The organism is Catenuloplanes niger, assembly GCF_031458255.1.
Lineage (GTDB): Bacteria > Actinomycetota > Actinomycetes > Mycobacteriales > Micromonosporaceae > Catenuloplanes > Catenuloplanes niger.
This window is the reverse complement of the sequence record NZ_JAVDYC010000001.1, coordinates 2322323-2340593: the sequence shown is the minus strand read 5'-3', so window position 1 is coordinate 2340593 and position 18271 is coordinate 2322323. Positions and strand designations below refer to the sequence as shown.

Annotated in this window: 19 protein-coding genes and 1 other RNA gene; 11 read left to right on the top strand and 9 right to left on the bottom strand. The window is 71.8% G+C overall.

The genetic code is table 11. From position 1 onward, the window contains the following. Positions 1-39: 39 nt before the first annotated feature. From wecB to J2S44_RS10070, 6 genes are all read right to left on the bottom strand, one after another. Positions 40-1161, bottom strand: coding sequence for a non-hydrolyzing UDP-N-acetylglucosamine 2-epimerase (gene wecB, locus J2S44_RS10095; RefSeq protein WP_310411118.1), 1122 nt, complete (start codon positions 1159-1161; stop codon positions 40-42). Beyond that, positions 1158-2048, bottom strand: a complete 891-nt coding sequence (locus J2S44_RS10090; RefSeq protein WP_310411115.1) for a hypothetical protein — start codon at positions 2046-2048, stop codon at positions 1158-1160. The genes wecB and J2S44_RS10090 overlap by 4 nt, the downstream gene beginning before the upstream one ends. 20 nt (positions 2049-2068) lie before the next feature. Further along, the gene (locus J2S44_RS10085) at positions 2069-3547 is read right to left on the bottom strand and encodes a glycosyltransferase family 2 protein (protein WP_310411113.1); all 1479 of its coding nucleotides are present in this window, start codon (positions 3545-3547) and stop codon (positions 2069-2071) included. Next, entirely contained in the window at positions 3537-4112 is a 576-nt protein-coding gene (locus tag J2S44_RS10080; protein ID WP_310411110.1) for a hypothetical protein, read from the bottom strand. The genes J2S44_RS10085 and J2S44_RS10080 overlap by 11 nt, the downstream gene beginning before the upstream one ends. A gap of 1 nt (position 4113) precedes the next feature. Beyond that, positions 4114-5088, bottom strand: coding sequence for a GAF domain-containing protein (locus J2S44_RS10075; RefSeq protein WP_310411107.1), 975 nt, complete (start codon positions 5086-5088; stop codon positions 4114-4116). Positions 5089-5539: 451 nt separating this feature from the next. Further along, entirely contained in the window at positions 5540-6199 is a 660-nt protein-coding gene (locus J2S44_RS10070) for a bifunctional DNA primase/polymerase (RefSeq protein WP_310411105.1), read from the bottom strand. 308 nt (positions 6200-6507) lie between these two features. Between J2S44_RS10070 and J2S44_RS10065 the strand changes: the two genes are divergently transcribed. The 8 genes from J2S44_RS10065 (at position 6508) to J2S44_RS10030 (ending at position 14020) form a co-directional block, all read left to right on the top strand. Next, entirely contained in the window at positions 6508-7737 is a 1230-nt protein-coding gene (locus J2S44_RS10065) for a helix-turn-helix domain-containing protein (RefSeq protein ID WP_310411102.1), read from the top strand. A gap of 13 nt (positions 7738-7750) precedes the next feature. Next, positions 7751-8320 (top strand): flavoprotein, encoded by a 570-nt coding sequence (locus J2S44_RS10060; RefSeq protein ID WP_310411099.1) that lies wholly within the window; start codon positions 7751-7753, stop codon positions 8318-8320. 102 nt (positions 8321-8422) lie between these two features. Further along, positions 8423-9244, top strand: a complete 822-nt coding sequence (locus J2S44_RS10055; RefSeq protein ID WP_310429566.1) for a Nif3-like dinuclear metal center hexameric protein — start codon at positions 8423-8425, stop codon at positions 9242-9244. Next, on the top strand, positions 9241-9981 hold the full coding sequence (locus tag J2S44_RS10050) for a zinc ribbon domain-containing protein (protein ID WP_310411095.1): 741 nt from the start codon (positions 9241-9243) through the stop codon (positions 9979-9981). Before J2S44_RS10055 ends, J2S44_RS10050 begins: the two co-directional genes overlap by 4 nt. After that, positions 9978-11147, top strand: a complete 1170-nt coding sequence (locus J2S44_RS10045) for a bifunctional RNase H/acid phosphatase (RefSeq protein ID WP_310411093.1) — start codon at positions 9978-9980, stop codon at positions 11145-11147. Before J2S44_RS10050 ends, J2S44_RS10045 begins: the two co-directional genes overlap by 4 nt. A gap of 284 nt (positions 11148-11431) precedes the next feature. Beyond that, complete coding sequence (locus tag J2S44_RS10040) at positions 11432-11701, top strand: DUF3311 domain-containing protein (protein ID WP_310411089.1); 270 nt, start codon at positions 11432-11434, stop codon at positions 11699-11701. Continuing rightward, on the top strand, positions 11698-13338 hold the full coding sequence (mctP, locus tag J2S44_RS10035; protein WP_310411087.1) for a monocarboxylate uptake permease MctP: 1641 nt from the start codon (positions 11698-11700) through the stop codon (positions 13336-13338). Before J2S44_RS10040 ends, mctP begins: the two co-directional genes overlap by 4 nt. A 154-nt stretch (positions 13339-13492) precedes the next feature. After that, complete coding sequence (locus tag J2S44_RS10030) at positions 13493-14020, top strand: GNAT family N-acetyltransferase (protein ID WP_310411085.1); 528 nt, start codon at positions 13493-13495, stop codon at positions 14018-14020. A 100-nt stretch (positions 14021-14120) separates the two neighbouring features. Here J2S44_RS10030 and rnpB read toward each other — a convergent pair. Both rnpB and J2S44_RS10020 read right to left on the bottom strand, forming a co-directional pair. Further along, an RNA gene (gene rnpB / locus J2S44_RS10025) (RNase P RNA component class A) lies at positions 14121-14527 on the bottom strand. 38 nt (positions 14528-14565) lie between these two features. Further along, a complete protein-coding gene (locus J2S44_RS10020) occupies positions 14566-15030 on the bottom strand; it encodes a MarR family winged helix-turn-helix transcriptional regulator (protein ID WP_310411082.1) in 465 nt (154 codons plus the stop codon). 165 nt (positions 15031-15195) lie between these two features. Between J2S44_RS10020 and J2S44_RS10015 the strand changes: the two genes are divergently transcribed. After that, on the top strand, positions 15196-16218 hold the full coding sequence (locus tag J2S44_RS10015; RefSeq protein WP_310411079.1) for a hypothetical protein: 1023 nt from the start codon (positions 15196-15198) through the stop codon (positions 16216-16218). Between the two features lie 46 nt (positions 16219-16264). Here J2S44_RS10015 and J2S44_RS10010 read toward each other — a convergent pair whose 3' ends face one another. Continuing rightward, the gene (locus tag J2S44_RS10010) at positions 16265-17239 is read right to left on the bottom strand and encodes an esterase/lipase family protein (RefSeq protein WP_310411076.1); all 975 of its coding nucleotides are present in this window, start codon (positions 17237-17239) and stop codon (positions 16265-16267) included. A 137-nt stretch (positions 17240-17376) separates the two neighbouring features. Here J2S44_RS10010 and J2S44_RS10005 point away from each other — a divergent pair, with 137 nt between their 5' ends. Together J2S44_RS10005 and J2S44_RS10000 are read left to right on the top strand one after the other, a co-directional pair. After that, complete coding sequence (locus tag J2S44_RS10005) at positions 17377-17958, top strand: hypothetical protein (protein WP_310411074.1); 582 nt, start codon at positions 17377-17379, stop codon at positions 17956-17958. Positions 17959-17961: 3 nt separating this feature from the next. Next, positions 17962-18204 carry a helix-turn-helix domain-containing protein gene (locus tag J2S44_RS10000; RefSeq protein WP_310411071.1) on the top strand — a complete coding sequence of 81 codons (243 nt, stop codon included), beginning with the start codon at positions 17962-17964 and terminating at the stop codon, positions 18202-18204. Positions 18205-18271: the final 67 nt, after the last annotated feature.

The following is an 18271-nucleotide window of genomic DNA, read 5'->3' as shown; positions in this document are numbered from 1 at the left end:
CAGCCTGCCTCGGGGGGTTCTCTGTTTCCGGGGGTTATGTCATGCGGCCATCAGAACCGGGGCCGGGGGGTCGGCGTCCGCGGGGGTGCGGACCGCGGCCAGCGTGAGCGCGGCGATGCGCTCGGCGGCGTGGCCGTCGCCGAACGGGGACGGGGTCCGGGCCAGGCGGGCCAGGTGGGCGGGGTCGAGGAGGCGGCGGGCCGACTCCAGGATCTGGTGCGGCTGGGCCAGCAGCGCGAAGCCGGCCCGCATGGCCTCCGGGCGCTCCGTGCTGTTGCGCACCACGACCAGCGGCTTGCCGATCACCGTGACCTCCTCCTGGACGCCACCGGAGTCGGAGACGAGCAGCGTGCAGGAGCCGGCCAGCGCCAGGAAACGGGCGTGGTCGAGCGGGTCGAGGACGGTGACCCGGGACGGGACCCGCACGCCGTACCGGCTGATGGTCTGCTTGGTCCTGGGGTGCAGCGGCAGGACCACCGGCCGGCCGAGCAGGGCCAGCTGCGACAGGATCAGCCCGAGCCGGTCCGGGTCGTCGGCGTTCTCCGGCCGGTGGATCGTGGCGAGCACGAAGTCCGGGTCGGTCACGCCGGCGTCGGCGAGCGCGCGGCGGCGCTCGAACCCGGTCGGCAGGATCGCGCGGGTGGCCTCGACGATCGGGTTACCGGTGACGTGTACGGCGGCCGCGGGCGTGCCGGCCCGGAGCAGGAACTCCGCGTTCTCCTCGGTGGCGGCGCAGTGCACGTCCGCGACCGCGGAGATCACCAGGCGGTTGATCTCCTCGGGCATGTTGCGGTCGAAGCTGCGCAGCCCGGCCTCCACGTGCACCACGGGGATGCCGAGGTAGTGGGCGGCCTGCGCGGCCGCGTTGGCCGTGTTGGTGTCGCCCTGCACGATCACCGCGTCCGGGCGGTCCGCGCGCCACAGCGCTGTGAGCCCGCCGAGCATGAGACCGACCTGGTCGGCGCGGCCGGTGCCGCCGATGCCCGGCAGGGCCGGCTTCAGGTCCGGCACGCCGGCGACCGTGAGGAACGTGTCGACCAGCGCGGCGTCGTAGTGCTGGCCGGTGAAGACCGGCCGGGCCGCGGGGCCCAGCGCGGCGATCACCGGACCGAGCTTGATGATCTCCGGACGGGTGCCGAAGACGACGGCGACCGTGGTCATCGGGCACCGCGCAGCGAGCTCGTCAGGGACTTGATGCGGTGCCGGCCGAACCACATGGCGACGGCCAGCGCGCCACCGGCGATCGGCAGGCCGTGCACCGGCAGCGCCGGCGTGTACTTGGTCTCGCCGCACTTGACGTTGCCGACCTCGATGGTGGTGCCGAGCAGGCCGGAGCCGAGCAGGTTGATCCGCAGCGCGGTCGCGCTGACGCTGTTGTTGGTGGCGTCGAAGGACTGCCCGTTGATCATCAGGGTGGCGACGTCCAGGCCGGCCAGCTTGGGCACGGTGAGGCCGGTGTTCGGCGCGGTCGACCCGGCCAGGCTGGTCGAGGTGACGGTCGGCGGCCCGAGCAGGTTCGGCGTCGACGTCTCCAGCCGCAGGTTGGCGAGGCTGGCGGCGGCCTTCAGGTCGCCCAGCGAGGTGGCGGAGCAGGACGCGGTGACGGCGTCGGCCTTGAGCGTGACGCTGCCGACCAGCGGCACGTTGAGCAGCTCGATCGCGATGCCGCCGTTGCCGGAGACCGTGCAGGTGCCGTCGTTGCCGATGGCGACCACGCCGCCGTTACCGGCCAGGCCGGCGCAGGCCGCGTCGCGGCCCTCCTTCCAGGCGGTGGCCTGCTGCACGAGCACACCGGCCTTGACGAAGTTCTGGGCGCCGACCAGCGCCGGGCTGCCCGGGTTCGCGGTCTGCGTCGGCTGGGTGCCGTCGTTGGCCACCTGGCTGGGCGTGGTGTGCGCGCCCACCACGCCGAGCAGGGACACGTTCAGGGCCTGGGCGTACGCGTTGGAGGTGTCCGCCATGGCCGGCGAGGCCGCGCCGAAGATGGTCGCGAGGCAGACGCCCGCGGCGAGCGCCGCGTTGCGGGCGGTGGTCCGTCGAGAGTTCATGGTGTCGGTGCCTTTGCGGTTCAGACGCCGGCCGGCGTGGAGTGACGGTGGTGGGAGGTGTACTGCTGGGCGTTCTCGATCTCGGTCGCCCACTCGGCGGGCGTCTGGGCCTGGGCGAGTGCCAGGCCGACCCGGGTGCCGGGGTGCTTGGTCTTCTTCCAGTCGGTCTTGCCGCGGATGATCCGGATGAGCGCCCACCAGACCGCGGCCTGGAGCAGGTAGCCGTAGAGCAGGTTGCCCATGGCCAGCGCCAGCGCCCGGCGGCGGGTGATCATGTTGCCGCAGCGGGTGCGGTAGAGCAGTCCCCAGACCGCGTGCGGGAACACGCCGAAGAGCAGGGCCAGCGGCACGATGCCCCAGGCGCCGGTCATCCACCAGCGGTCGGTGCCGCCGCCGGTGTTCAGCGCGTACCAGATGTCGATGCCGATCGCGGCCGGGAAGATGATGCTGCCGGACAGCTGCGACCACGGTACGTAGAGGTAATAGGCGATCTCCAGCGCGCCGGACAGCGACACGTTGCGGGACTGCATCACGGCCCAGAGGTACTTCAGGCACTGGATGCCGCCCTGCGACCAGCGACTGCGCTGACGGATCAGCGGCCGCAGCCGGTCGATGCCGGCCTGGGCCACGAACGTGTGGTGGCAGTACTCGGTCCGGTAGCCCATCAGGAGCACGTGCAGGCCGAGCTCGAAGTCCTCCAGCAGCGCGCCGTGCCACGGCGTACCGAACTTCTTGGAGATCTCGTTGAGCACGGACAGCCGGGTGAACTGGCCGTTGCCGCCCATGCCGACGCTGCCGGTGCGGCGGCGCAGGCCCTGCATGGCCGCGATCGGGCCGGTGAACTCCATGTCCTGCAGCTGCACCAGGATCGACGCGTCGCCGGGGGCCGGCAGCGCGCTGCGGGACGCGAGCGTCTGCACGTCCGTGCTGACGAACGCCTCGACGTCCTCGACCACGCGGACCAGCACCTGGACGGCGCCGACCGTGGCGTCGGCGAACATCTCCTCGCCGGAGATGACGTCGAACGCGTGCGGGTCGAGGCGGCCGTCCGCGTCGACCACGCCGACGATGGTCTTCGTCTTGTCGCCGCCGTTACGGGTGACCCACTCGTCGATCGAGGACCAGCCGAGGTTCAGGACGTCGCCCTTGCCGGTCCGGGCGTCCGGCGCGACCCGCGTGATGACGTGCAGGTTCGGCAGCCGCGGTGCCAGCCCGGCCAGGATCCGGCCGGTCGCGTCGTCCGAGCCGTCGTCGATCACCCAGATGTGGGCCTGCGGGAACGTGGAGGTCAGGTGCAGCACGGTGCCGCCGATGACCTCTTCCTCGTTGAGCGCCGGCACGATCAGGTGCCAGTCGTGGTTCGCGGCGTCCCCCGGCGGCAGTTCCTTGATGCTGAGGTACGGCCGCATGATCACGATGACGTAGATCAGGAAGCCGACGCAGAGCAGGAACGCGCCGGTGTTGAGCAGTGCCAGCAGCCAGTTCGAACTATCCATCATTGCGGGCTCCCTGGGGCTTGTCGCCGAAGAGCAGGACGTAGAGGTAGGCGAGTCCGCCGCCGATCACGCCGAGCGTGGAGATCAGCGTGCCGACCAGGATGTGCGTGGCGGAGTAGCCGTCCTCGGCGCCCCAGATCCGCATCGCCACCTCGATGGAGAGCAGCCGCAGCTGGTTGCAGACCATGATGAACGCGATCGCGGCCACCAGGGCCAGGAACGACTTGACCAGCGAGACCCGGTGGATCACGAAGAGGCCGGACGTGGCCAGCAGGAACGGGATGGCCAGGAACGTCACGGTGCAGCCGAGCGTGATGGTCACGCCGCTCTGGAACTCACCGATCATGAACAGCACGGTGGAGCCGGTGCAGGTCGCGTCCGTGAGGCCGTTGCGCCGGGCCAGCCAGGCCGAGGCGCAGGCCTCCATGTGCCGCAGTTCCTCGTCCCAGTAGATCAGCGCCGCGATGGTGAGCACCGCGCCGATCGCGAGCAGGATGCGCACCGGGCCGATCGTCACCTCGGGGACCGCGCGGTGCGAGCGCGGGCGGGGCAGGTTCAGCGTCGTCATGTCAGCCGCCCACGTACATGCTGTCGCGGTGGCGCTCGAACTTCCGCCGGTCCGCGAGCCGCCAGGTCTCCTGCAGGTTCTCCGCCTCGCCGCGCATCGCCCAGCCCACCCGCGGGTGGACCTTGAGGTCGTTGAGTTTGCGCTCGATGCGCGTGGCGGTACCGGACACCTCGCGGCGCGGCCGGTCCAGCGTCAGCAGCCCGAAGTGCCGGCCGTCCAGGCGGACGGCGACGGCGTCGTGGTGGCGCTTGCCCTCGTCGCGCAGCACCTTGGTGATCCGGCGGAGCGCGCCCGCGGTGATGACCGGGTCGACGCCGACGACGATGACGCCCGCGGGCGTGCCGTACCGGCGGACGACGGCCTCCTGCTCGGCCAGCAGGCCGCCCCAGGCGACGCGGTCCGGCAGGCCGGTGGGCGCGTCCCGGTGGGCGGCGGGCAGCTCGCCCCGCACGGTGCGCTGGTAGCGGGCGTTGAGCAGCTCCGCGTCGAGCAGCTTCGCGAGCATCGCGGCCTGCACGGCGACCAGGTCGGCCAGCGCGGGCATCTCCACCGCGTGCGGCGTCCGGTCCAGGCCGCACAGCGTGCCGATCAGCGCGCCGGTCCGGTCGTACATCGGGGCGCCGGCGTAGAAACCGATGTTGAGCCGGTCCGCGACCGAGTGCCGGTAGCCGGGCAGCGCGGTGAGGTCGTCGATGACCAGCGGCATGGTGGCGCCGCCGCCGAGCAGCAGCCCGCAGACCGACTCCTCCCACGGCTGGTGGAACCCGGGGGCGACGGGCAGGCCGTCCGCGTCCGCGGCGAGCAGCACCTGCTCGCGGTCGACCACGCGAGCCACCATCCAGGCGTCCAGGTCGGTGAGCGAGCGCAGCGTACGCACCACCGAGCCGGCCAGGACCGTGAAGTCCGCGGGCGCGGTCTGCTCGGCCGGCGTCGGCGCGAGATCCGCGCCGTCCTTGCGGAAGCCGATCTGCTTCATCTGAGTGTTCCCCCGTTGTGTTTCCCCCACGCCGATGCGCAGTGCCGGCGGCCACATCCCGGTGGCACCGTGTTCTTCGGCGGCCTCGTCCGGACCTTGACCGATCGCTCGGTTGTCGCTCGGGGGCAGCTGAGGTCCCCGTGCGTAGGACGGCCCCGCCTGCCGGATGGCGTGCGGGGCCGGGTTGCGAACGAGGCGCATCGCCGCTCTCCCGTCACCGTGTGATCACATTCCGTAGCTGACTGCTCACACAAAAGATGGGGAGGGGCGGGCGGGGAATCAATGGCGGAATCGGTTTTGCAACCGAGGCAACCACCTTGCAACTTCCGCGGGGCGCGATGATTTTGTGACCGGTCGTCCGCCGTTCGGGGGTCCACCCTTTTCCGTCCCGGACGCTACGTTGACTACCTACTCGTACCGGTTTGCCACTGAAAGGCGGTCGGATGGGCGTTCAGGCCGCATACCTCGTGCCCGTCGATTGGCGGGGAAGCAGTGGCCGGAGACCGGCATGCCGTCCGTAGGGCCCGAGCGCGTCGACCAGCATCGCCTGCACGGCGTAGGAGTCCGGCAGGCGCCACTGCACCTCCTCCGGCGAGACGGCCCAGCGCACCGGTCCCTCCGGCAGCCGGGTCGGCGGCGCGGGAATCCACGAGCCGGGGCCGTGCCGGACCACGTCCAGGCACTCGTCCAGCTCCGGCCGCAGCGGATCGCCGGGGGCGACCAGCAGCATCCAGCGGCCGGCCGGGGTGACCGCGACCGGCCCACGGACCTGACCGCGCCCGGGCCCGACCACGCCGGCCAGCAGCCGGGCCGCCCCCAGCACGCGCAGGCCCAGGTGAGCCGGCACCTCCAGGACGTCGAACGCGCGGCCGGTGGCGATCAGCACGGAGTGCGGGCGGGACCGCCACCACGCCGCGACGCGGGAGACGTCGGTCGTGGCGGTGCGCTCCCAGGACTCCGTGGCCGGGTGGCAGGCGATCGTGGGACACCCGGCCCGTCCGCAGGTGAAGCGCCCACCGGTCAGGCAGGCGCCGGGCAGCACGGGCCACTCGTGATCGGCGTACCGCAGCGCGGCGCGGCGCAGGCGCGGCCGCTGCAACACGCTGGTCATTCCGGACAAGCTCGTCGAAACGAATGGTGGTCGGGCGCTCCACCGCATGGCTAGAAACCCCCCAGGTCAGTGACTCATCCAGATTCTCGGGTGATCAAGCCGTCACCCGCCGCACTCGGTGTCGTTATCGAGTGTCGTACCGGTTGCAACTTGCACTTGAAGTTACGAACGGCGGCCGCACCGCGAACACACTCGCTGTGCGACCGGCACCGAACCAGTGATCCCACCGGCACCGGAAATTCAAAGACGTTTTTCTCCGCTCGGGGTGCCGCCATATCGAGCACACAGTGAGCAAAGGGAGAGGACCAGTGGACGAGCTGCCGATCGGACGCCGCGTGGCGTACTGGAGGGGACGGCGCAAGATGTCCCAGCAGGTCTTCGCGGACCGGCTGGGCAAGTCGAAGAGCTGGGTGGACAAGGTCGAGCGCGGGGTACGCCGGCTCGACAAGTTCTCCGTGATCTACGAGATCGCCGACGTGCTGCAGGTCGACGTGCAGCTGCTGCTCGGCAAGGACCCGGAGCGCCGGCCGGACACGGTGAACTGCATCGACCAGGTCGAGGTCGAGGAGATCCGCTCCGCGCTGGAGCGGTACAACCAGATCAGCGCGTTCTTCACGGCCACGCCCCAGGCACCGCCGCTGCCGGAGATGCGCAAGGCGGTCAGCCACGCGTGGCTGACGTTCCAGCACGCGAAGTACGGCGTGCTCGCCCGTGCGCTGCCCAAGCTGCTCCGCGACGGCCAGGCGCTGGACACCTCCACGCCGGACCCGGACCGGCCGGAGGCCGCCCACCTGCTCGGGCAGGTCTACCAGATCGCCTCCTCCACGCTGCGCAAGCTGGGCGAGCACGAGCTGTCCTGGCTCGCGGCCGACCGGTCCATCGCGGTCTGCCAGCGCGCCGACGACCAGCTGCTCGCCGGTGTCGCGACGTACCGGGTGGGCAGCTCGCTGCTGGCGCTCGGCCGGGCCCGGCCGGCGCTGGAGATCCACGTCAACGTGGCCAACCAGATCGCGCCGGCCGGTGACACGGACAGCACGCCGGAGCGGCTCAGCGTCTACGGCATGCTGCTGCTCCAGGGCGGCATGGCCGCGGCCCGGCTCGGCGACACCGCCACCGTGCACGACCTGATGAACGAGGCCACCCGCGTCGCCGAGCACGTCGGCGGCGACGCGAACCACTACTGGACCTCGTTCGGGCCGACCAACGTGCAGTTGCACCGGGCGGCCGCGATGGTCGAGCTGGGTGACGGCCGGATGGCGGTCGAGACGCATGATGTGATCAACCAGACCGGCGGGTTCGACGCGCTGCTGCCGGAGCGGCGGGCGCACCACTACCTCGACCTCGCCCGCGGATACTCGCAGATGGGCGAGATGGAGAAGGCGGGGGAGATGTTGCTGGAGGGTGATCGGCTCGCGCCGTCGGAGATCCGCTGCCGGCCGATCGCCCACGCGGTCATCTCGGACGTGTTGCGTCGCACCCGCGGTACGCCGTCTCCCGCCATCGCCGAGTTGGCTGAGCACATGGGAGTTGGCGTATGAAGGTTTATCGACCATGATCGGTGGCTATCCAGCGCGCGTGCTCTACGTCGTCGCCTGCGGCTCGCCGGTCGCCCGGAAGGTGGGCGTGCTGGTGGACCTCGCGCGAGCCGACGGCTGGGACGTCTGCGTGATCACGACGCCGGACGGGCGCAAGTTCGTCGACCCGGCCGCGCTGGCCGCGCAGACCGGACACCCGGTCCGTTCGGACTACAAGAACCCGGGCGACGCGGACGTGCTGCCGCCGGCGGACGCGATCGTGGTCGCGCCGGCCACGGTCAACACGATCAACAAGTGGGCGGCCGGCATCGCCGACACGCTCGCGCTCGGATTGCTGGTCGAGGCGTACGGCAAGGGCCTGCCGATCGTCGCGATGCCGTACACGAACGAGGCGATGGCGGCGCACCCGGTGTTCCGGGAGAACATCGAGCGGTTGCGGTCCTGGGGCGTGAGCGTGCTCTTCGGCGACGACGTGGTCGAGCTGCACCCGCCGGGCACCGGTGACCGCTACGTCGACCGGTTCCCGTGGGCGCTGACCCTGGACGTGCTCCGTGTCCGCCTCCCCACGGACGGCAGCCTCACCTAGGGTGGATCCCCGTCGGCCGGCGAAGATCCACCAAGAACGCTCCGGGGGCTGCCTGCCGATAGAGTTCTCGCCGTGACTTCCAGCGAGACGACCGTCGGCCGGCTGGTGGCCGCGCTCGAGGCGCGCTACCGGCCGGCCTGGGCGGAGCAGTGGGACCGCGTCGGTCTGGTGCTCGGCGACCCGGACGCGCCGGTGCGCCGGGTGCTGTGCGTGGTGGACGTGGTGGACGAGACCGTCGACGAGGCGTTCGCCGTCGGCGCGGACCTGATCGTGGCGCACCACCCGCTGCTGCTCAAGGGCGTGTCGTCGGTCGCGCCGACGACGTTCAAGGGCCGGATCGTGCACCGGCTGATCAAGGGCGACATCGCGTTGTTCACCGCGCACACCAACGCGGACACGGCGAATCCCGGCGTGTCGGACGCGCTCGCCGCCCGGCTGGGGCTCACCGATCTCCGCCCGCTCGCCCCGCACGCCACGGACCCCACGCTCGGCATCGGCCGGGTCGGCACGCTGCCGTCCCCGCTGACGCTCCGGCAGTTCACCGCGACGGCGGCAGACCGCCTGCCGGCAACCGCCTGGGGGGTACGCGCCGCGGGCGACCCGGAGCGGATCATCCGTACCGTGGCGGTCTGTGGTGGGTCCGGCGACTCGTTCCTGGGGGCGGCCACCGCGGCCGGTGCCGATGCATACTTGACCGCCGACCTTCGGCATCACCCCGCCGGTGAGCACCTCGCCGCGGGCGGCCCGGCGCTGCTCGACGCGGCGCACTGGGCCACCGAGCGCCCCTGGTGCGACGACGTGGCCGCGTGGCTGCGCGCCGAGGCGCCGGTCGAGGTGATCGTCTCGGACCTGGACACCGATCCCTGGACGCTGCACGCGGCGTCCCCGCTCTCAACTGAACAGAAGAAGGAGCCCTCGTCGTGAAGGCCGCGCCGCAAGCCCAACGCCGTCTGCTGGATCTGCAGGCTATCGACACGTCCCTGGCCCAGCTCGCGCACAAGCGCAAGACGCTGCCGGAGTACGCCGAGCTCGACACGCTGGCCCGCACCCTCTCCGCGCTGGAGGACGAGCGGGTGCGCGCCCAGGTCACGGTGGACGACATCGACCGCGACATCGCCCGGCTGGAGAAGGACATCGACCAGGTCCGGATCCGCCGTCAGAAGGACGACGACCGGCTGGCCGCCGGCACCGGTCCGGCCCGCGAGCTGGAGGCGCTGCAGCACGAGGTGGTCAGCCTGACCCGCCGGCAGAGCGAGCTGGAGGACCAGGAGCTCGAGCTGATGGAGCAGCGGGAGACCGCGCAGGCCACGCTGGACGAGATCGCCACCCGCCAGGAGGCCGCCCGCGAGGCCCGGTCCGCCGCCGAGGCCCGCCGCGAGGCCGCGCTGGCCGAGATCGCCAAGGAGGAGGAGTTCAAGTCGCAGTCCCGGGCGCCGCTGGCCGCGGACCTCCCCGGCGACCTGGTCACGCTCTACGACCGGCTGCGCGAGGCGAACGCCGGGCTCGGCGCCGCGCTGTTCCGCGCCGGTCGCTGCGGCGGCTGCCGCCTGGAGCTGTACGGCCAGGAGCTGCACCGGGTCAAGGCCGCGCCCGCCGACGAGGTGGTGCGCTGCGAGGAGTGCGGGCGGATCATGGTGCGGACCGCGGAGTCCGGCCTGTGAGCCTGCACGTCATCGTCGAGGCGGACGGCGGCTCGCGCGGCAACCCCGGCCCGGCCGGGTACGGCGCGGTGGTGATCGAGGCCGCGACCGGTCAGGTGCTGGCCGAGCGGTTCGACTCGGTCGGCGTCGCCACGAACAACGTCGCGGAGTACTCCGGGCTGATCGCCGGCCTGGAGGCGGCCGGTGAGCTGGGCGCGACCGAGGTCGACGTGCGGATGGACTCCAAGCTGGTGGTCGAGCAGATGTCCGGCCGCTGGCAGATCAAGAACCCGGGGCTGCGGCCGCTCGCCGCCACCGCGGCCCAGCTGATCGACACCTTCGACTCCGTGTCGTTCACCTGGATCCCCCGGGAGCGGAACAAGGCCGCGGACGCGCTGGCCAACAAGGCGATGGACGGCGGACGCAGCGTGTCGCCGCAGCCGGTGGCGGACGTCGCGGCACCGGACTCGTCCGCCCGGGCGCTGGCCAAGGAGATCGCGGCGAACGCGGCCGGCCCCGCCCGGGTCGCGGTGTCGCAGCCGAAGTCCTGGGTGCCGCCGTCGCTGACCGCGGCAACCCGGATGATCCTGATCCGGCACGGCGAGACCGAGATGACCGCGGAGAAGCGCTACTCCGGCCGCGGTGACGTGCCGCTCTCCGCGCTCGGCCTGGAGCAGGCGGCGGCGGCCGCGCGCCGGGTGGCCGCGCTCGCGCCGGACCTGGCCGCGGTGGTCACCTCGCCGCTGACCCGCTGCGCCGCCACGGCCGCGGAGATCGCCCGGGCGGCCGGTGGGGTCCCGGTGCTGACCGAGGCCGGGCTGATCGAGTGCGACTTCGGCGACTGGGAGGGCCGCACGTTCGCCGAGGTGCGCGAGCGGTGGCCGGCCGAGATGCAGCGCTGGCTGGACTCCACCGCGGTGGCGCCGCCCGGCGGCGAGTCGTTCCGGGCGGTCGCGAAGCGGATCCGTGGCGCGCGGGCCGCGGTGCTGGCCGCGCACGAGGGCACCACGATCGCCGTGGTCAGCCACGTGACGCCGATCAAGCTGCTGCTGCAGGACGCACTGGCCGCGTCGGACGCGTTCCTGCACCGGCTCTACCTCGAACCGGCGGGCATCTCCATCGTGGACACCTGGCCGGACGGCAACGTCGCGGTCCGCACCGTCAACGACACCGCCCACCTCGGCTGACCCGCCGCGTCCCTCAGGTCGCACCGGCGGCGTGAGGGACGCGGCGCCACGCCTCCCGGGAATCCCGTCGCGCGGGCGCGCGGCGTACCGTGCGCGGGTTTTGATCGTTGTCGATCGCCGTCCGGCGCACGTTCTCGACCGCTGACCGCATTGTGAACTGGGTCACCTTCGCGACGTAATCTTCCTTTGGGTAGTCTCCCCGCGCCCGAGCGTGATCGTTGCACCGGGAGGCGGCGCGCTCCCGTCGCCTCCTGACGCACGCCATCTGCAGGAGGTAGCTACTCATGGCCGAGCCACCGACGCCCGACCCGGATATTTCCGACACCGAGGCCTCGGCGTCCGCGCCGGCCCAGGCCAGCAGCGATCGCAGCCCGTGGAACTGGCTGCTGATCGTGCCGATCCTGGTGCCGCTGACCACGCCGCTGTTCAACCACGACGACCCACGTCTGCTGGGATTCCCGGTGTTCTACTGGTTGCAGCTGGCGTTCATCATTCTCGGCGTCACCACCACCACGATCGTCTACCGGATGACCGGACGGGGTGCGGGCCGATGAGCGACCACATCGTGCAGATCGTCGTCTTCACCGCGCTGTTCCTGCTGGTCAGCGTGATGGGATTCGTCGCGGCCCGGTGGCGGGCCCCGCAGGACCTCAACCACCTGGACGAGTGGGGCCTCGGCGGCCGCAACTTCGGCGGGTGGATCACCTGGTTCCTGGTCGGCGGCGACCTCTACACCGCGTACACGTTCGTGGCGGTCCCGGCGCTGCTGTTCGGCGCGGGCGCGGCCGGGTTCTTCGCGGTGCCGTACACGATCATCGTCTACCCGCTGGTGTTCCTGGTGCTGGTCCGGCTCTGGTCGGTGTCGCACCGGCACGGCTTCGTCACCCCGGCCGACTTCGTACGCGCCAGGTTCGCCTCGCCGACGCTCGCGCTGCTGATCGCGATCACCGGCATCGCGGCGACCATGCCGTACATCGCGCTGCAACTGGTCGGCATCGAGGCGGTGCTGAAGACGATGGGCGTGACCGGCGACTCCGCACTGGCCCGGCACGCGCCGATCATAGTGGCGTTCGCGATCCTGGCCGCCTACACCTACCAGTCCGGGCTGCGCGCACCCGCGCTGATCGCGTTCGTCAAGGACACGCTGATCTACATCGTGATCCTGGTGGCCGTGATCTACCTGCCGGCCAAGCTCGGCGGCTGGAACAACATCTTCGACGCCGCGCAGGCGAAGTTCGCCGCGTCCCCCGCGCCGAACGACGGGATCACGCTCAACGCCAACAACCAGCTGCAGTACATCACGCTGGCGCTCGGTTCCGCGATGGCGCTGTTCCTCTACCCGCACTCGATCACCGGCGTGCTGGCCAGCCGCGACCGGGGTGTGATCAAGCGGAACATGTCCGCGCTCCCCGCGTACAGCCTGCTGCTGGGGTTGATCGCGCTCCTCGGTTTCATGGCGATCGCCGCGGGCGTCAAGCCGCTGCCCGGCGCGCGCGAAGGCACGGTGGACAGCAACACGGTCGTGCCGCTGCTGTTCGACCAGCAGTTCCCGGCCTGGTTCGCGGGCGTCGCGTTCGCCGCCGTCGGCATCGGCGCGCTGGTCCCCGCGGCCATCATGTCGATCGCGGCCGCGAACCTGTTCACCCGCAACATCTACAAGGAGTACCTGCGCAAGGACGCGACGCCCGCGCAGGAGGCCAACGTCTCGAAGATCACCTCGCTGGTGGTCAAGGTCGGCGCCGTCGCCTGCATCGTCTTCCTCGACCCGCAGTTCAGCATCGACCTGCAACTCATCGGCGGCGTCATCATCCTGCAGACACTGCCCGCGGTCGCGCTCGGCCTCTACACCCGCTGGCTGCACCGCGGCGCGCTGATCACGGGCTGGTTCGCCGGCATGGGGTTGGGCATGTGGATGCTCTACCAGATCCCGAACGCCGCGACCGGCCGCGCCCACTTCGGCGGCTCCGCGTTCCCGCTGTCGAAGTTCGGCTTCGACACCACGATGACGATCTACGCCGGCCTGGTCGCGGTCGCGGTCAACCTGCTGGTCGCGGTCATCGCCACGGTCATCTTCCGCTCCATGAAGGTCGCCGAGGGCACCGACACCACCACCCGCGAGGACTACTTCGCCGACGCCACCCCGGCGGCATCCACCACCCCGGCCGACCCCGCCCCGACCGCAACCACATAACCCGGCCCTCCCGCCGCCGCCGGGTGGGCGGCGGCGGGAGCACCACGGACATCCGGCCGCCGGCGTTCGATACGGAAATCGGTTTCGAGCGGCCGGATCACGTGCCCGTGGCGGGTCCGTGTGGCGGCCCAACCCCGACAGGCAAGAGCGTGCCATGTATCCGGTAACCCTCACCGGCCGCGTCGTCACCCTCCGGGAATTCCGCGAGGACGATGCGGCCGACGTGCACGCCATCATCGGCGACGACCGAGTGACTGGCTACCTGTCCTTCGACAGCCGAACGCCGGCTCAGGCCGAAACGATGATCGCCGAAGTGATCGAACGTTCCGCACAAGCGCCACGAACCGAGTACTACCTTGCGATCACGCTGTCCGACGACCGGCTGATCGGCTTCGCGCGTCTCGCACTCGGCGGCGTCAAGGCGGCAAAAATCGGGTATGCGGTACGTGCGGACCGGTGGGGTGGCGGCTACGCCACCGATGCGGCACGCGTTTTGATTGCCTTTGCGTTCAATCGGCTCGGGCTGCACAGAGTTACGGCTGCCATTGGCCCGGACAATGTCGGCTCTCTCGCGGTCGCAAGTAAGGTCGGCATGGAATACGAGGGCCGATTGCGTGATCATGTGTTCACCAATAATGCATGGCGGGATTCGCTGCTCTATTCGATCATTTCCCGATCGTGATGCGGCGCGTCCGCCGACGTTCCCGATTCCGTCCGCAGCCCGATGCGCGGACGCGGTCAGCGGGTGCGGCTGATCGGCGGCCTGATGCGGTGGTGGGCGATGAGCGAGCCGGCGTGTACGCCGGATTCTGTGGCCGGCGGCGTTGTCGCCGCTGGTGGCGGTCATCCATCTAGGCCCGCCGTTGCCGGCGGGCTCGAGCGGCCTACCCGCAGGCTCGGGCGGGCAGCCCTCGAACGCCTGCGCAGGTCCCGCCTTGCGGCGGAGGCCCTTTTGGCCTTGCTCCGGGTGGGGTTTACCGAGCCACCCCGGTCGCCCGGGGTGCTGGTGGGCTCTTACCCCACCGTTTCACCCTTACCGCCTCGGAAGCCGTGGCGGCGGTCTGTTTTCTGTGGCACTGTCCCGCGGGTCGCCCCGGGTTGCCGTTAGCAACCACCCTGCCCTGTGGAGTCCGGACGTTCCTCGGCGATGACTCCGGGGAGTCATCAACGCGACCGCCCGGCCGACTCGCTCATCGCAAGCAGCATCCTACAAACCGTGGGTGGCGCTCAGTTGCGCGCGGTGGGTCTGTATGCGGAGAGTGACACGTTGAGGCGGTGCATGAGCGTGGCGAGGGTGGCGCGGTCGGTGGCGTTCCAGTCGGCGAGGAGTTGGCCGTAGATGTCGCGGCGGGCGGCGCGGACGACGGAGACGCAGTGCAGGCCGTGGTCGGTGGGAGAGACGAGGGTGCCGCGGCCGTCGGCCGGGTCGGGGGAGCGGGTGACCAGGCCGGCGCGCTGCATGGCGGAGACCTGGCGGGTGATGGTGGAGCCGTCGAGGTTGAGGCGGGTGGCGAGCACGGAGACGTTCGTGGGGCCGGCCTCGGCGAGCTTGCGCAGGATCACGTAGGCGGCCCGGTCGAGCGCGCGGTGCGGCTCCACCGGGATGGCCCGCCGGGTGGCCTCGCCCATGCGCATGAGCAGCGCGATCTCGGTCTCGATGGTGCCGAGTACGTCGTCGCCGCTGTCGTCCATCGCCCCGTCCCGCCTGTGCCGAAATCCGGAGCTCATCGTAGAGCTTCCTGAGACATTCCTGTGAGGTCCGTCGCATCAGTCGAAGGGTTGATGCGTCCTCGGGTGTGTGCCCGGTCTCCTGGGTAAACCAGTATCCGTCACGTCGAAACGGAGGTTGGTCCGGACATGCCCCACGAACTGGTCACCCACGCTCGCCATGAGGCCGCCTACCTGGGCGGCCAGGTCCGCGAACTCCTCGCCTGGTGGATGGGGATCAGTTTCGGCGGACTGTCCGCGACGCTCGGGCTGGTCGTCGCGCTGTGGCCGGCGACCGTGGATCTCTGGGGTGGGGTCTTCGTCGGCATGTGGCTGCTCGGCGTCGCGTTCTGCCGCGTCTCCGACCTGCTCACCGACCCGCGTGCCGCGACCCGGGCCCGGCGCCTGCCCGCGCGGGTCGCCACCGCGGTCGCGCTGGTCGGCGCGCTGGTGGTGCTGCGCGGCCTGATCGGCGTGGGCGCGCCGCTCGCGATCACGGTCACCGTCGTGCTGTCGCTGATCGCGGCCGCGGACGTGTCCACCGCGACCCGCCGCGGGCTCCGCAGCCGGGTCGGGGCACGGGCCGCGGTGTATCTCCCGGCCGCGCTCGCGGCCGGCGCCGGGGCTATCTCCGGTCAGCTGCCGGCGGCCACGGTCGCGGTCGCCGCGCTCGCGGTCGGCATCGTCGAGGCCGCCACGGCCGCCACCACCGGCATGAAGAGTCTCCGCTGGCACGCGGCCGCCCGCGACGCCGGGCTGCTCACCGGCGAGATCCGCCCGTTCCGCGAGTCGCCCGCCGAGGTGCGGCCCGAGTTCGAGGACGTCGAGACCGCGGCCGGCCCGGGTGCGCCGGACGAGCTCCCCGTGCCCGCCGCGCTGGTGGCGGACGAACCCACCGAGCCTGCCGCGGCCGAGCCGGCCGAGCCTGCCGCGGCCGAGCCGGCCGAGCCTGCCGCGGACGAGCCGGCCGTGCCTGCCGCGGACGAGCCCGTCGAGCCGGAGCCGACGGCGGACGGGTCGGACACCCGCGGGCCGGCGACGGCGGTTACCGGTGGCACTCCGCTGGGCCGCCGTCCGGCCGGCACCGCGCCGAGGTCCGCCGGCCGTCCGGCCGGGCGGGCCACCGTCAACCGACCGGCGGTCGGCCGCGCCAGGGTCACCAGCCAGGACTGAACGTCCCGCGGTCCCGGGGCGCGGCCACGCCCCGGGATCCGGTGGGTCAGCGGGCGACGACGTACGGCTGGAGCGGCGGCTCCTCGGTCACCGGCGTGGCCGTGCCCAGGTTGGTGACGATCGCCGCGTTCGTCTCCGCGAACCGCCGCGGGTACGTGGCCGGGTCGACCCCCGGCATGAGGTCCCGTGCGCACACGTCCGTCGGCAGCCGCCCGGGCCGGGCCGGGCCGTCGTGCCGGACCGCGTCCATGACGAGCGCGTGTCCGACCGGGTCGGCCGTGCCCAGGCCGACGTGCTCGACCGTGTTCGCCGGGCAGACGTCCTGCACGACGACGTTCGCGACCGACCGGCCGCGCAGCGCCACCGTGGAGGTCGGCGTGACGTACTGGTCGTACCGGCTGGCGACGGTGGTGTAGGAGATCTCCGGGAACGTCTCGCGGCCGGCGTTGACCGCCTCGATCAGCGCCGCGGTCGTGCGCATCTGCAGCAGCGCGGCCGGGCCGGGCGTACCGGGCGGGAAGCTCGTGTCGTTGCCCGTGCTGCCGTGGTGCGGCGAGCCGAGCGAGACGTGGTCCGCGACCATCGCCCGGGTGTCCGGCCAGAACCGCAGCGCGAAGCGGGCGTCCAGCGCGCCCTGACTGTGCCCGACGACGGCGATCCGGCGCCCGCTGACCGCGTGGGCGTGCCGGATCGCGTGCACCACGTACTCGGCGGTGACCTGGATGTCGCCGAGCGCGTGGTCGGGGAGCGTGACCGCGCACCACGGGTGTCCGGCCCGGCGTAGCGCGGGGAACCAGTTCCAGGCGAACTGGCCCGGGTCGAGCGCGGTGGCCGGTACGAACAGGATCACTTCGGCGCGGGCCCGGTACGCGTCCGGCGTGCAGGTCACGGCCGCGCGCAGGGTGGCCACGGGCACGGAGAGCGGCGGGCCGGGCCGGTCGACCGGCGCGTGGCGGGGTGCGGCGGCACCGGCCGGGGTGGCCGCGAGTACCAGTGCGCACACCATCGTCAGAAGCTTCATGGCAGACCTCACTGTCGGTGACGGACGACCCGACCGTATGGGCTGACGCCGGTGTCAGGGGCAAGCCCGTGTCTTGACAACGCCCGATATCTTATCGATTATCAATACATCGTTTTTCGATAAGGGGGAGGTGGGTCATGATCAACGCACAGCGGGACTGGCTCGGGGAGCTGCAGACCGCGCTCGCCGCCGGCACCGTGCTCGGCGCGCTCGCCGGCGTCGCCACGGTCGGCTTCGCCGCGACCTCGGACGCCGTCGAGCTGACGATCGTCACGACGCGGGGGACGGCGATCACCGGACTGCCCGCCGGGGTGACGCTGGCGGACGCCGGTGCCGCGGACGTGGCGATCGCGGATCCGGGCTGGGCCGAGCGGCTCGCCCACGTGGCGCAGGGCGCACCGTCGTACCTGCTGGGACTGCTGATCGTCGCGTCGCTGTGGTGGGTCGTGCGCGCGGCCCGGCGCACCGACCCGTTCGCGCCGGGGACCGCGCACCGGCTGCGCCGGCTGGGCATCGGCACGCTGGTCGGCGGCCTGGTCGCGGACACGCTGGAGATCGGCTCCGGTGCGCTCGCGTCGACCCTGGTCCACGGCGAGTTCCGGGCGCTGTCCGTGACGTACCACCCCTGGTGGCTCTTGATCGGTTTTGGCCTGCTCGCGGTCGGCGAGGTGCTGCGGCGCGGCGCGGTGCTGCGGGCCGAGCTGGACGAGGTGGTCTGACCCGTGCCGCCGGAGGAGGAACACCGCGTCGACGTGCACATCGACGCGCTGCTGGCGGCGCGCGGCATGACGCTCACCGAGCTGGCCGACCGGGTCGGCATCACGCTGGCGAACCTGTCGATCCTGAAGAACGGGCGGGCCCGGGCGGTTCGGTTCAGCACGCTCACCGCGCTCTGCGACGCGCTCGACTGCCAGCCCGCCGACCTGTTCACGGTCCGCGGGCCCCGGGCACCGGAGATCACCTGAGGGCCGGGTTAGGCAGCCGCTGCCGACGCGTGGGTACGCGCGGGCACCGCAGGATCGACCCGTTGCT

Coding starts and splice junctions, on each gene's coding strand:
- wecB (WP_310411118.1), bottom strand. CDS start 1,161: ATGACCACGGTCGCCGTCGTCTTCGGCACCCGTCCGGAGATCATCAAG.
- J2S44_RS10090 (WP_310411115.1), bottom strand. CDS start 2,048: ATGAACTCTCGACGGACCACCGCCCGCAACGCGGCGCTCGCCGCGGGC.
- J2S44_RS10085 (WP_310411113.1), bottom strand. CDS start 3,547: ATGATGGATAGTTCGAACTGGCTGCTGGCACTGCTCAACACCGGCGCG.
- J2S44_RS10080 (WP_310411110.1), bottom strand. CDS start 4,112: ATGACGACGCTGAACCTGCCCCGCCCGCGCTCGCACCGCGCGGTCCCC.
- J2S44_RS10075 (WP_310411107.1), bottom strand. CDS start 5,088: ATGAAGCAGATCGGCTTCCGCAAGGACGGCGCGGATCTCGCGCCGACG.
- J2S44_RS10070 (WP_310411105.1), bottom strand. CDS start 6,199: ATGACCAGCGTGTTGCAGCGGCCGCGCCTGCGCCGCGCCGCGCTGCGG.
- J2S44_RS10060 (WP_310411099.1), top strand. CDS start 7,751: ATGATCGGTGGCTATCCAGCGCGCGTGCTCTACGTCGTCGCCTGCGGC.
- J2S44_RS10040 (WP_310411089.1), top strand. CDS start 11,432: ATGGCCGAGCCACCGACGCCCGACCCGGATATTTCCGACACCGAGGCC.
- mctP (WP_310411087.1), top strand. CDS start 11,698: ATGAGCGACCACATCGTGCAGATCGTCGTCTTCACCGCGCTGTTCCTG.
- J2S44_RS10030 (WP_310411085.1), top strand. CDS start 13,493: ATGTATCCGGTAACCCTCACCGGCCGCGTCGTCACCCTCCGGGAATTC.
- J2S44_RS10020 (WP_310411082.1), bottom strand. CDS start 15,030: ATGGACGACAGCGGCGACGACGTACTCGGCACCATCGAGACCGAGATC.
- J2S44_RS10015 (WP_310411079.1), top strand. CDS start 15,196: ATGCCCCACGAACTGGTCACCCACGCTCGCCATGAGGCCGCCTACCTG.
- J2S44_RS10010 (WP_310411076.1), bottom strand. CDS start 17,239: ATGAAGCTTCTGACGATGGTGTGCGCACTGGTACTCGCGGCCACCCCG.
- J2S44_RS10005 (WP_310411074.1), top strand. CDS start 17,377: ATGATCAACGCACAGCGGGACTGGCTCGGGGAGCTGCAGACCGCGCTC.